Annotated in this window: 9 protein-coding genes, 1 other RNA gene and 1 pseudogene; 6 read left to right on the forward strand and 5 right to left on the reverse strand. The window is 39.6% G+C overall.

Translation table 11 applies throughout. From position 1 onward, the window contains the following. The first annotated feature begins 1 nt into the window (after position 1). From AC27I2_RS11795 to AC27I2_RS11805, 3 genes are all read left to right on the forward strand, one after another. Positions 2–415: a YeeE/YedE family protein gene (locus AC27I2_RS11795; RefSeq protein WP_058405684.1), complete on the forward strand. Its 414-nt coding sequence runs from the start codon at positions 2–4 to the stop codon at positions 413–415. Between the two features lie 3 nt (positions 416–418). Continuing rightward, positions 419–820: a DUF6691 family protein gene (locus AC27I2_RS11800; RefSeq protein WP_058405685.1), complete on the forward strand. Its 402-nt coding sequence runs from the start codon at positions 419–421 to the stop codon at positions 818–820. Positions 821–923: 103 nt separating this feature from the next. Continuing rightward, complete coding sequence (locus AC27I2_RS11805; protein WP_058405686.1) at positions 924–2,003, forward strand: mechanosensitive ion channel family protein; 1,080 nt, start codon at positions 924–926, stop codon at positions 2,001–2,003. A 29-nt stretch (positions 2,004–2,032) separates the two neighbouring features. Here the strand turns inward: AC27I2_RS11805 and AC27I2_RS11810 are convergent. Further along, a pseudogene (locus tag AC27I2_RS11810) lies at positions 2,033–4,168 on the reverse strand (TonB-dependent siderophore receptor). A gap of 221 nt (positions 4,169–4,389) precedes the next feature. Between AC27I2_RS11810 and zigA the strand changes: the two are divergent. Beyond that, a complete protein-coding gene (gene zigA / locus AC27I2_RS11815; protein WP_487204394.1) occupies positions 4,390–5,589 on the forward strand; it encodes a zinc metallochaperone GTPase ZigA in 1,200 nt (399 codons plus the stop codon). Further along, complete coding sequence (locus AC27I2_RS11820; protein WP_487204395.1) at positions 5,589–6,278, forward strand: DUF1826 domain-containing protein; 690 nt, start codon at positions 5,589–5,591, stop codon at positions 6,276–6,278. Before zigA ends, AC27I2_RS11820 begins: the two co-directional genes overlap by 1 nt. Before the next feature lie 54 nt (positions 6,279–6,332). Here the strand turns inward: AC27I2_RS11820 and AC27I2_RS11825 are convergent, their stop codons facing one another. The 3 genes from AC27I2_RS11825 to AC27I2_RS11835 form a co-directional block, all read right to left on the reverse strand. Next, entirely contained in the window at positions 6,333–9,095 is a 2,763-nt protein-coding gene (locus tag AC27I2_RS11825; RefSeq protein ID WP_487204396.1) for a response regulator, read from the reverse strand. Positions 9,096–9,290: 195 nt separating this feature from the next. Then, positions 9,291–9,387: signal recognition particle sRNA small type (gene ffs, locus AC27I2_RS11830), an RNA gene on the reverse strand. A gap of 138 nt (positions 9,388–9,525) precedes the next feature. Next, positions 9,526–10,398: a DUF3014 domain-containing protein gene (locus tag AC27I2_RS11835; protein ID WP_487204397.1), complete on the reverse strand. Its 873-nt coding sequence runs from the start codon at positions 10,396–10,398 to the stop codon at positions 9,526–9,528. Between the two features lie 237 nt (positions 10,399–10,635). Here AC27I2_RS11835 and AC27I2_RS11840 point away from each other — a divergent pair, with 237 nt between their 5' ends. Next, positions 10,636–11,781: a patatin-like phospholipase family protein gene (locus AC27I2_RS11840; RefSeq protein WP_138528061.1), complete on the forward strand. Its 1,146-nt coding sequence runs from the start codon at positions 10,636–10,638 to the stop codon at positions 11,779–11,781. 1 nt (position 11,782) lies between these two features. On the opposite strand, the gene AC27I2_RS11845 is transcribed toward AC27I2_RS11840, so the two are convergent. Next, the gene (locus AC27I2_RS11845; protein ID WP_138527977.1) at positions 11,783–13,756 is read right to left on the reverse strand and encodes a monovalent cation:proton antiporter family protein; all 1,974 of its coding nucleotides are present in this window, start codon (positions 13,754–13,756) and stop codon (positions 11,783–11,785) included. Positions 13,757–13,805: the final 49 nt, after the last annotated feature.

Raw genomic sequence — 13,805 nt, forward strand, 5'->3', positions numbered from 1 at the left:
AATGGTAACTGAATTTACGCCTTTATCCGCCGCTTTAGGCGGTGCTTTAATTGGTATTTCATGTGCATTATTACTTGTTTTATTTGGTAAAGTGGCCGGTATTTCAGGGTTAGTTAAATCTTTGTTTACTCCACTAAAACCCGATAATGTGTGGAAAGTGTGCTTTATTACAGGCTTATTAATTGCGGGCGTTGCCACTTCACTTATTGCGCCTGAGTTATTAGAAGGCGAGTTAAGCCTACCGCCGTGGTTAATTATTATAGCGGGGCTCTTAGTGGGTGTTGGCACGTCATTTGCCAATGGCTGCACAAGCGGCCATGGCGTGTGTGGTATGTCGCGTTTCTCTACACGTTCTTGGGTTTCAACATGTGTGTTTATGCTTGTTGCTGTAATAACTGCTAACTTAGTTGGATAAAACATGAAAGCAATTACATCGGTATTTTTAGGCTTTATTTTTGGCTTAGGCCTTATTATTAGCGGGATGACCAACCCTGATAAAGTACTTAATTTTTTGACCTTTGGCGAAAGCTGGGATGGCAGTTTAATTATTGTAATGGCGGTAGCCATGGGAATAATGATGTTGGCGTGGTTTTGGGTTTCTAAAAAAGATACCCCTTTATTTGGTGAAGCATTTAGCCTGAGTAATCTAAAAAATGTAGATCGTAGATTAATTACGGGCTCTGTTTTGTTTGGTTTGGGGTGGGGATTGAGCGGAATTTGCCCTGGCCCCGGCTTAGTTCAACTGGTGTCATTCAAAATGGAGTTTTGGCTGTTTTTTGCCTCTGTATTGGGTGGAATGTGGGTAGCTAAAAAAATATGAGTAACGATTGCCGAGCTCATCTCGGCAATACACTTCTCTTTACTTCAAACATAGGTACATAACTTGCTGTATTAAATATAATTATATTTAATAGGTTTAAGTTATGCTCAAAAATACGCTTGACGTTATTAATAACACCCCTTGGTTGAGTACGATAGCTTACCTTTTATTTGTAACTATACTGTTGTTTTTTATTCGTTTTTTTATAATGTACTGGCTAAAAAAATGGACATCAAAAACAACATTTACATTCGACACACTACTTCTAGACTCAATATCTAAGCCACTAACACTTTGCACAATTATTGTGCTAATCACCATTTTAGAGCACGATACATTCGTTATTGACCCCGAGTTAGCAAAGCGAATTCCATTCAACAGCATTAATATTGTATTAGCTTTACTTGCCCTTATATTTTTTTTAAATCACTTTGTTATTGGCGCCGTTAATCACTACGCTAAACAATCTGCGGTTATTTTTAATTCTCAAAGTATTATAAAGGGGGTTATTCGCGTTACTCTTTTTTCGGTGGGGTTGTTGGTTTTATTGGGCACCTTGGGTATTTCTATTACGCCTATCATTGCATCTCTTGGTATTACTTCGCTTGCCGTTGCACTTGCCCTGCAACCCACCCTTGAAAATTTTTTTTCGGGCGTACAGCTTGTTATAGATAAACCCATACGTGTGGGGGATTTTATTGAGCTTGAATCAAAGGAGCAGGGCTTTGTAGAAAAAATTGGTTGGCGCTCTACGTGGGTTAAAATGCTGCCAAATAATATGATTATTATTCCTAATAGTCAGCTTTCTAAATCGCGTATTATTAATTACTTTTATCCCGAAAAAGAGCTGAGTGTACCTGTTGATGTAAGCGTGCATTACAGCTCAGACTTAGAGTTTGTAGAGCAGGTAACGCTTGAAGTTGCTCGCCAAGTATTGATTGACCATGAGTGGGGCGTTGATGATTACAATACCTTTGTGGTGTATCACACCTTTGATAACTCAAGTATTAATTTTACCGTAATGCTGCGCGCAAAAGAGTACTTTAATAGATTTTGGGTTAAATCTGCTTTTATCAAAGCGCTCCATAAACGCTATAACCAAGAAGGTATTGTGATCCCCTTCCCTATTACAGCCATTAATACATCGCAAGAAGCGGCTAATTTTAATAGCGATAAAAAATAAGCGCGAGATAAGCTCGCGCTTAATTTACTTTAAAATTTATAGGTCACTTGGCCTACTATTTCACGTGGGCTGCCCGGGAAATGGCCGTTACGCTCACTAAAGCCACTTACTGCGTATTCTTTATCGAATAGATTATTAATATTTACACTTAATAAAACATCGTCAAAGCGAGTAGTCCAGCTCATATCAAATACAGTAAAGGATTTAACTTTTTGGCCGTCTTGGCTTATTTGCTCGCTTACGTAATTTGCGCCAAATGCAATAGACGAATCGATGTTATCAAGCGCAAAACGCGACCATAAACCAGCTTGGTGACGCGGCGCATTAGCAAAGCGAGAGCCATCACCGTAGGTGCTTGAAATAGTATCGCCCGTTACCCCCTCAACAACCAATGTATCGTTGTAGGCGTAGTTAGCCGTTACCGTCCAATGCTCGGTTAAATCGCCCACCAGCGTTGTTTCAAACCCACGGCTTTCTACCTCACCAATATTTAAAAGTGCTGCAATGCCATCACCCGCGCCAGTGTCGTCAGGGTTGCTCATTACTACGTTTTCTTTATTAATTTGGTAAATAGCAAAGGTGCTCATAATTTTGCTATTAAGCCATTTGTTTTTCATACCAATTTCGGTTTGTTTACCGGTTTCTGGGGTTAAATTACCCTCGCCCTCTACGTCTTCTTGATCGCCCGACGATGCTGGGTTAAAGCTTTCTGAGTAATTTATGTATACCGATGTGTTTTCAACGGGTTGGTAGGTAACAGCCACGCGCGGCGTTACATCGTTATCTGAATAACTGTAACCGGTTTCTTTGTTTAGCTATTTAAAATAATCGTAGCGCAGGCCTGCAATAACAGTCCATTGCTCGTTAATGCTTACAATATCTTGTACGTATACGCCAAAACGGTCGGTTTCAACACCATCGCGGTTCATGTCGGTAAGGTTATAAGTACTTGGGTCGGTTTCGCCATAATTTAAGTCAAATATGTTTAAATTAGCCACCCCGTTTGCTTCATAGCGGGAACGTAAGTAATCGTACTCGGTATCGACTGTGTGGTAGTCGCCGCCAAATAATACTTGGTGCGTTAATTGGCCTTGCTCAAAGCTATAAACAAAGTCAGTCGTTAAGCTTGTTTCTTCGTTTGCGCGGTATTGCTTACGGTATTCGCGTTTAATGGTTTCGTCATCAATGTTTGCTTCACCATCACCGTTTACATCTACCCAGCTTTGCGACTCATGGTAGGCTTGGTCGCGTTCGTTATCCATGTAACGTAGTGTGCTACTTACAGAAAAATCATCATTAAAGTAATGCTTTAGCTCGGCCTGCAGTACTAACGCTTCCATATCTTGGTAGTCAAATGCTTCGTTTGCGTTGTAACTTGGGTCAACTAAAAAATTACCGTTCTCATCTACCGGTACACCACGTAAACGGTTACCACCTAGGTCTTGTTTGATGTAGTCAACACTTGTGGTTAGTGTGGTTGAATCTGTTAAATCAAATAATAAACCACCGGTAAACTCGGTATTTTTTGAATCTGCATTATTACGAAAGCTGTCTTGCTCCTCGTAATAACCACCTATACGATACGCCATGGTATCGGTTAAACCGCCGGTCATATCAAGTGATGCACCATGCGTGTTGTAATTGCCAAGCGTTAGTTTTAGCTCTTTGCTTTGCGTGTATGAAGGCTTTTTAGTCACGTAGTTGATCATACCGCCTGGCTCACCGCCACCATATAACGCAGAGGCTGGGCCTTTTAATACTTCGACACGCGCTACATTAAACAATTGTGGTACACCAAAGCCCGAATACGGATCGCCGCGTACGCCATCGTAAAATACATTGGCATCGTCTCTAAATCCACGAAAAGTAACGCCTGAATAGCTGTACTCACTTACCCCTGCTATTGAGCGGTATAAATCGGTAATGTCGCGCGCGGCTTGGTCAATAATAAGTTGCTCGGTCAATACCTGCGCAGATTGCGGTAATTTAATAAGATCTAAATCCGTTTTAGTCCCAATTTTACTTTCGGTTTCTAGGTAAAACTGCTGAGCGCGGCCAGTTACTTCTATTGTTTCAATCTCGTTATTTTGCTCGGCAAATGCCACATTAAAAAAAGCAGAAAAAGACGCAGCAATACTGAGCGCCAAATATTTTTGGTTAAACATGTTGATCCAGTGAAGAGGCTTAAAAACAACGCGAATGATAACGACTATCATTACCATATACAATGTAAATAATTCCATATTCCCCCTTCTTTTTCGAATGAAAAGTATTTGAGTAACACATTTAATTTGCAGCTCAGCATTAAAAAATTAATTAGCATTACTGGAATACAAAATTGATATAATATAACATATCTTAAATTGTAATTTAGTAAGATTATTAAATGATAAATAAACTGCCCGTCACAGTGTTATCAGGTTTTTTGGGGGCCGGTAAAACCACTGTACTTAGCCATATTCTTAATAACAGGCAAGGTAAAAAAGTGGCTGTTATAGTTAACGATATGAGCGATATAAATATCGATGCAGCCACTATTAAAAACGATGTATCGCTCAATCACAGTAACGAAAAGCTCGTCGAAATGAGCAACGGTTGTATTTGCTGCACCCTACGAGAAGACTTACTTGTTGAAGTGGGCAAACTTGCCAAAGAGGGGCATTTTGATTACCTCGTTATTGAATCAACCGGTATTTCTGAGCCATTACCTGTAGCCGAAACATTTACCTTTGCCGATGAAAATGGCGTATCACTGGGTGATATTGCCACACTTGATACTATGGTAACGGTGGTTGATGCGGTTAACTTTTTAAACGACTACGAACAAGCAAACGATTTACAAGATACTGGCGAATCGTTAGGAGAAGACGACGAAAGAAGCGTAGCCGACCTACTTGTTGACCAAGTTGAATTTGCCGATGTTATTTTAATTAGTAAAACTGATTTAATTACAAACGATGAATTAAATAAACTCACTGCCATTTTAAATACGCTTAATACTCACGCTAACATTATTCCTATTTCAAACGGCCATATTAATATTAACGAAGTACTAAACACGGGTTTATTTAATTTTGAACGTGCCCAACAAGCACCGGGTTGGCTTAAAGAAATGCATGGTGAACATATTCCCGAGACCGAAGAGTATGGTATTAGCAGCTTTAATTACACTGCGCGCCGCCCATTTGACCCTGAAAAGTTTTATCACTTTTTGCACAACACCGAGCAGTTTGGCAAGCTAATTCGTTCTAAAGGTTATTTTTGGTTAGCAACACGCCCTTTATTTTGCGGGCAATGGAGCCAAGCAGGAGGTATAGCTCATTACGGATTTGCTGGTATGTTTTTTAAAGCCATCCCTAAAAAAGACTGGCCCACAGAGCCCGAGCTACTTGCTGATATAAACAGTAAATGGGTAGAACCCTTTGGTGACATGCGCCAAGAGCTAGTGTTTATTGGTCAATCATTAAATAAACAAGCCATGATCAACGCGCTTGATAACTGCCTACTTCCAGAAGATGCTGTACTAAAAAGTAAAGAATTTTGGAGAACCTATAACGACCCATTTCCTATTTGGGAGAAAGAGTAATGAATGCCCTAGCCCCAATGACTGCGCAAACAAAACCGGCTAAACCACTGTACCGAAGAGCAGTTAAAGGGATTGATCCCAATGTATTGCCACAAATTTATAAACAAGACACTAACATTGTTATTTGGCAAAGAGACCTTGAGCAAACATTAACAAATGCAGTTAATACGCTCATTAGCGCAAATGCTTTAAAGCCACTAGAACTTGCGGTATCGCCCGATGATGCGTTTGATCAATTAATAAAAGCACTTAAGCCAGAAGATAATAACCGCGATGAAGTTAAAGCGCTGTGTGAAGATATCGCACTGTTGGTTGAAATGTTTTGCTGCCTGTTTGATTTAAAACGCGCCGGTTTAAGGCTAAAAATATTAGATAAACCCATGTGCCCGCGTTTTCATGTAGACAAAATTCCGTGCCGGCTAGTGACTACCTATCAAGGTGTTGCTACGCAGTGGTTAAATCACAGCGATGTAAACCGCTCAAAGCTAGGTACTGGTAATTTAGGTAAACCCGATGAAGAGTCTGGCTTATTTAAAAGCCTAAATAATATTAATCAACTCAAGCAAGGTGATGTTGCCCTACTTAAAGGTGAGTATTGGGATGAAAACGAAGGCGCAGGGCTAGTGCACCGCTCGCCACCTGTGGCTGAAAACGAGCAACGGTTATTGCTCACCCTCGATTTTATATGAAATTAAAGCGCCATTTATAAAGGCCATATTTTGTCTGGCCTTTATAAATTATACTTAATTTATCTTTATAAGATTATTAGCAATAACGCTATATAACCCCTGAGAGTTAACCGGCTTTGAAATAAAGTCATCCATACCTACATCTAAACAACGCTGCTTATCTTCTTCGTATGCATTGGCTGTAATGGCGATAATTGGAACCCGTTTATCTGCACCTATTTCATTTTCGCGAATGCGTATAGTACATTCATAACCGTCCATATTAGGCATTTGACAGTCCATTAAAATTAAATCAAACACATTACTTTTTAATGCTTTAAGCGCTTCTAAACCGTCGTTTGCCATTGTAATAGTAACAGCTGTTGGCTCTAACATTTTTGCAATTACTTGGCGGTTTATAGGGTTATCTTCCACCAGCAAAATATCCTTATTTAGCAAGTCTGGTAGCGACTGTGCTTGGACCGGCTTTGCTAAATCGACACTTTGCGCTTTAGGGGCATTTATTGAAAACTTAATAGTGCTACCCAAACCTGGCACGCTATTTAAGGTTATTTCACCACTCATTTTTTTAATCAAACCTTGGCAAATAGCCAACCCAAGGCCTGTACCGCCATATTTACGTGCTACGCTAGCATCTGCTTGAGTAAATTCACTGAAAAGTAATAGCTGCTGCTCTTTTTCGATCCCAATACCGCTATCAGACACACTTACCGTGAGCTGCTGATCACTGTAATCAAACGATAAACGCACAAACCCAGCCTGAGTAAACTTTTGCGCATTAGACAATAAGTTAATAATTACTTGATTTAAACGTAAGTCGTCTACATTTACGCAATCGGGTAAGTCTGGACTCTGTTGAATAATAAACTCAACATCGTTGGAGTGAATAATTGGCGAAAATAACGAATGAATATTTTCAATAAACGGAGCAAGCAAAGTTGCTCGCGGGCTAATTTGCATGGCGTTTGCTTCAATTTTAGAAAAGTCTAAAATATCGTTTAATATTTGAAGTAGATTTTTGGAGCTTTTTTGCTGTGTTTCAAGCAGCTCGCGTTGATCATCTGTAAGGGTGGTATCTCGCAGTAATACCTCTCCCATACCTAAAATGCCATTCATAGGAGTGCGCAGTTCATGACTCATGTTGGCCAAAAACTGTGACTTAGCTTTATTAGCCTCATTAGCTGATTTAACTGCTTTTGTTAGCTCATCTGTTTGCTCAGCCACTTTAACTTCCAACTGCTGGTTAAATTGGCTTAGCTGTTTATTTAAATCCTGATTTTTAATATTAGACGCTTGTAAACTTTCTATTGAGTCCCTTAACGCATTCCCCAACATTTTAAACTGTTGTTGCAGCTGCAGCACTTCGTACCAGCTAGACTCTGTATTAAAGTGTTGTTTGTCTGATTTATTAAAACCATACATTAAATTAGTCAAACCAATAATTGGCTGAACTAATAAATTAGATAAATGATGTATAAACAACACCACTAAAAAAATCAACACTGCACTAAACAATATTGTTGGTAGCCAAGCTGTTGCTACCACCTTAGTTAAGTGTTTACGATTGTAAAACGTAATAACTTGCCATTGACTACTAGTATCAACATACTGATTGGTATGAAATACTTCATTATTAACAGAACGAAAAAGTTGATTATCGCCCAGGTTGCTTATTGTAAAATCTAACGTCTTAAAATCAGCCAGTATTTGAAATTGTGCTAAAGAGCTAAAAACAATTCTTTGCTCAGCATCGAGTATAATTAGCTCACCAGTTTGATTAAACAAATTTGGAATATACTGCTCTAAGCGCTCTAGCTTTAAAGAGCCCTCTACAACACCATAAAACTCGTTATTTTTGTATATTGGTGCAGAAAGAGCAACTATAGGCTCATTACCAAGACCACGCCCCTGAAACACCCCACTACTGTAACCTTTGGGATACTGTTGAGCTTGTGAAAAATACGGTCGGTCGTTTACAAATCGCTTCTCCTCACTAAGCCCTGCAAGTAATGTTTCAGGAATACTTTTAGCGACATACCCATTTGGCATTGCATATAAACTCGTAGTAAAACCTGGGTATAAATCCATTAACTGTGTGAGCTGCTGTTTTATATCAATCCCACCCCCAATGGCATCACTACTCATTACCACCGCGTTTTTATGAAACTGCAAATAGTCATTCAACTGTGTGCTAATAGATTTTGCTTTTTCCTCAAGCTGCGCATTTACCTCATACTCTATACGCGAATGATGGTCGTTAACCAAAAAAACACTTGTAATAAGCACAACCAAAACAATAATAACACTGACCACATAACTAAGAATACGAGCCAGTGGACGTCCTTGATAAGCACGGCTAGCATAAGGAACAAATATACTAATCAAATCAACCAATGCTAAGCTGATTAATGCGTTAACCAGGTATTTAAACACTGCAACAATAAGCGTTAGCGACGCTAAATCCATTACAAACTGGCCTATCACCCAAATAATAGGTAGCCCCACTAAAAACCAAAATACGGCACCTAAAGGTAAAATGGGTTTTGAACGCCTCAAACAGAAAGTATAAAGCCATAAAAGCTCAAGCAAATACACTACACTGGGCCAACAGTGGCCCCACCTATAAAGTAAGAAACTCGAGACAATTGCAAGCGTAAGACAGGAGTAGCGCAACCCAGTGAATACTAAGCTGCATAAAACAAAAATTTGTCCAAATAAAAATTCAGAACTATCGAAAAAATACAGGGGTAAAAGGTTAACCAACCCGCCTATTAACCCTAATAAAATAGCTAGTGCCCACTTACTTCTTTGAGACATTACAATAACCCTTGGGCATCTGATTTAACATGTGTAGCGTTAACGTTAACGCTTTATTTCATTATTGCGCAATATCTAAGTGTTGTCTATAAGGTAGAAACAGAGGGAATAAAGGAAAATAAACTGCTGGTATTTAATTATAATTTTTTAAATGAGTTAAGAGGTTGTCACCCAAATGAGGAATTTGGGTGGCAGTCTTACCAGCCACATCTCGGCACACACGTCACAAACTGTGGCTGCTCCCTTCCGGGCCTGACCAGGTTCGCCTGCTAGTGTTGCGAGAGGACCAATAAGACTACCATTGAGGGCCTTGGTTGGCGCGGGAGGGATTATCTCTACTTTTACTGTGTTATTCAAGGGATAATCAAAAAAGAAAGTGCGATTGCATACTTCATATACAATCGCCGTATTAAAATTTAATTTGTGGCTGTTAATTGCTCTCTAATTGCGCTTTTATATTACGTAATGCGCCTTTCACTTTTTTCATGTTTTCTGGACCCATACGTAATAACTGCTTTTGAGCTGCGGGTAGTTGCTCCCATTCAGAAAACGCATACTGATAAGTCACTGAGTCACGAAGAAGTGGTAAGGCGCCTTCTGGTTCTGGTGTATCAAGCAGTAAATCAATTGCGTCGTTCAATGTTTGTTTAAACTCATCATCGCCGTAACCAATTTCTGTGTATGCATCATTAATAAGTGGCTTGTACTCTTCATACAATCGGACCACTTGCGCTGCACTCATACTCGTAAATACTTTTACATAAGGTGTATAACGCTCATAACTATTCGGATCAATGGTTAAAATATCCCCCTCGCTGACACTAAAGCTTTCATGGGGTTTGATAACAGGGTTATGTTTTTTAGCAACTTTACCTTGGGCTAAGTTATCAATAAAAACAACACCTCTGCGAATAACATCATCAGTGACCAATAGGCTCATAACAGAGTCACTCAAGTACTCGTCCATTTTAGCAACAACCACAGTATCACTATCATTTAAGGCAGGTAGCGTAGCTACTTCTGGTTCTGGTTTAACTATTCGCTGCGCTGGCACTTCGAGCTCTGCGGGTTGCTCAATGACTGTTGGCTCTTCTGGCTCAATTATATCTGGTTCATTTAATGGCTTAAGTTCCATTATTGGCTGCTCTTTTATCGGCTTTGTTACCTCTGTTCTCGACTCTGGCTCGTCACTTGGTTTGAGTAATACGAAAGCAACAACACAGGCAACAACAATTAGCGTAATAATAGCAAGAAGTAGATTACTGTTTGGTGAGCGTTTTTGAACATCTGATGAGTCTGACATACTAACTCCATAAAAAATTAAAATGCGATATCACTTAGAGTAGACTAAGTGGATTAAATTCATTCTGTTCGAGCTTTTATTAAATTAATACCTTAGATTATTCGGCCTGAATTGCGCATTAAATTGCGCTATAAAAAAGCAAGCACTTTTTCAAGAACAGTTATCCTTTGATTCTTCTAGCTTAAAGAATTACAGTTGATAAATAAAGTAAAGACGTTGAACAGTTTAACCACCAATATGAAAATTAAGCAAATAGATCCAAAAAAGCCTAAAACAGCCTTATTACTTACCGGTGGTGGTGCTAGAGCTGCGTATCAAGTAGGTGTTTTAAAAGCATTAGCTCATAGTATGCCACGTACCGCACCTCTTCCTTTTAGAATAATTAATGGTACATCTGCCGGAGCTATAAATTCTGCGGCCTTAGCGTGTTATGCCTCTTGCGCTCATTTAGCTGTGCGTAAATTAGAATCTGTATGGAAAAACTTTTCGACCTCTATGGTCTACAAAAGTGATTTTTTGAGTGTGTTTGGTCACATTGCGCGTAATATTTTAACCAGTTTTCAATCCGAACATATTAACCACCCACCTGCGAGCTTACTGAATAATCGTCCTTTGCGTGGCTTACTTAACGAGATTTTAGACCTTCACCGCATAGAGCGTAATTTACACCGTAACTATTTAGAAGCTCTTTCTATTACCGCTTCAAGTTACACAACGGGTGACTCGGTTGCTTTTTTTCAATCAAATACGCAAATACCTTGGCAAAGAGCTAAGCGTGAAGGACGCTCTACACGCATCAATGTTGATCATTTAATGGCATCAAGTGCTATTCCAATGGTGTTTCCAAGCGTTAATATTCATAACCATTACTTTGGTGACGGCTCTATACATCAATTGTCACCGCTTAGCCCATCAATACATTTAGGCGCCGAAAAAATATTTATTATTGGTGTCGATGAACCTAAAGAGCCGCATCCATCGGGGTATTCTGCACATTACCCCGGGCTTTCGGCTGTTGCAGGGCACTTGCTTGATAGTGTATTTACCGACACCATGCAGTCAGATTTAGAACGTTTAGGCAGAATAAACCGCACTTTGGGTCTTTTACCTGCACGAGATAAACACCAAGAGCTAAAACAAATAGATAGCTTTATTATTAATCCCTCACAAAATTTTAATGTCATTGCGGCGCAGTATTACAACGATATGCCATGGGCGATAAAAGTATTGTTGCGAATTATTGGTGTTAAAAAACACTCTCAATCAAGTTTAACTAGTTACTTATTATTTGAAAAACGCTACACCCAACATTTAATGGAAATAGGGTATCAAGATGGTATGGCTAAGCTACCCGAAATAAGGGCGTTTTTAGGGCTCGATTAACTTATTCAATGCCACCTAGTAAAAAATGTTCTACTCGTTCTACCCGCCGTGGTTTACCTTGTAAAACGAGTATATCGTTTGCTAGCAGGACAATTTGATCTGAAGGGGCATCTATTTCTCGGTCTTGGCGTCGCAATGCTTTTATAGACACCCTGCGCTTTACTAAATTAAGCTCGTGTATGCTTTTATTAACCGCATGTGCTTTATCGGGAAGAGCAACCACATGTAAATATTCTAACTTATCTGAATTCCCCTCATCATTGTTTATATGTTCGCCCGTAAAAAAACGTTGTAGAAACTGATAGCGATTTCTTCGCTCATCGCTAACACGCCTAATAATTCGGCTCATGGGGACACCCGACATAGATAAAACATGCGAGACTATCATTAAACTTGCTTCAAGTGATTCTGGTACTACTTCTGTTACACCAAGCTCACGAAGCTTTTCAAGTTGACTGTCGTCTCGTGTACGTATCAGTATTTTTACCTCGGGTGCGATTTGCTTTATTGCGTCTATCACTATTTGTGTTTGGTCAAATTCAGTAAATGTAATAATCACCAAGCGTGCACGCTCTACACCAGCACACTTTAAAATATCTTTTTGTTTAACGTGGCCAAATATTACAGGCTCACCCGCTGCCTTTCCTTCTTGAACAAGTATGGGGTTACTTTCTACAGCAACATATTCAATTGCCTCTGGTTTTAAAAAACGCGCTATTGTTTGCCCTACCCTCGAAAAACCACAAATGACTACATGGTTTGTGTAAAGCATACTTACTTGTGGCTCGCTATCCCATGCTACGCTTGGGCTATTTAATAATCCCAAACGCCTCAAAATGGTGGGTGTTTTTTCAATTAAAAATGGGGTTAACGCCATTGATAACACGCCAAGCGCAATTAAAAATGAAATGTGTTCGCTTGTTAATAGTTGGTGCTGCCTCCCTAAAGCAATTAACACAAAACCAAACTCTCCCATTTGCCACAGCATAATTCCACACGCTAATGAGTCATGCTTTCGCTCACCCATTAGTTGTGCACTAATAGCAACCACGGCTATTTTTAAAACCAACAACCCTAGTAAGGCAGCAACGATAATAACGCCATTACTTAACACATAAAGTAAATCGAGCTGCATGCCTACGGTTACAAAAAATAGCCCCATTAAAATATCGCGAAATGGTCGTATATCTGCTTCAAGCTGATGCCTGTAATGACTTTCTCCTAGCATCATACCGGCCAGGAATGCACCTAACGCCATTGATAAACCAAACATATAAGTGAGTAGCCCTGCAAATAAAGCAACGAGTAGTGTAGTCAGTACAAATAGCTCATCGGTTCGTACTAAAGCTATTTCGTTAAATACTTTAGGCAGTACCCACTTACCTATAGCCCAAAGTAGCATGCAAACAAAAGCCCCTTTAGTCAGAGAAAATGCCAACGCCCATCCAATTGTTTGTGAATCGCTTGTGGCAAATAAAGGAAGAATAATAAGTAAAGGTACGACCGCAATATCTTGGAACAACAATACACCTATTGCTAATTGCCCTCTGCGCTGATTAAGTTCTCCACTTTCTTTTAGTAATTTAACAACGACTGCCGTTGAAGACAGCGCCATAATAGAGCCAATAGTAAAGCTGGTAAGCAAGCTAAAGTTTAAACAATACAAAATTATAATGAGCACTAAACTGGTTACAATCACCTGCAGTGACCCTAATCCAAATACAATATTGCGCATTGCCATTAATCGGGAAATTGAAAACTCAAGCCCTAAACTAAAAAGCAAAAATACAATGCCTAGCTCTGCAACAAAGTCTATCTCGTGCGTATGTTCCAACCAACCAACGCCATGGCTGCCTGCTAAAACACCTGTTGCCAGGTACGCCAAAATTGGCGGCAAACCGATACGCTTAAAAAACCACACAAAAATTACGGCAGCCACAAGCAAGCCAAAAAACTGAGCATTAATACTTTGCAAATTTGGCCTCTGGCGTCAATTAAACTAAGGGATGTAGTTTAAATATAGC

It is taken from the genome of Pseudoalteromonas sp. NH0006-46 (genome assembly GCF_057547735.1).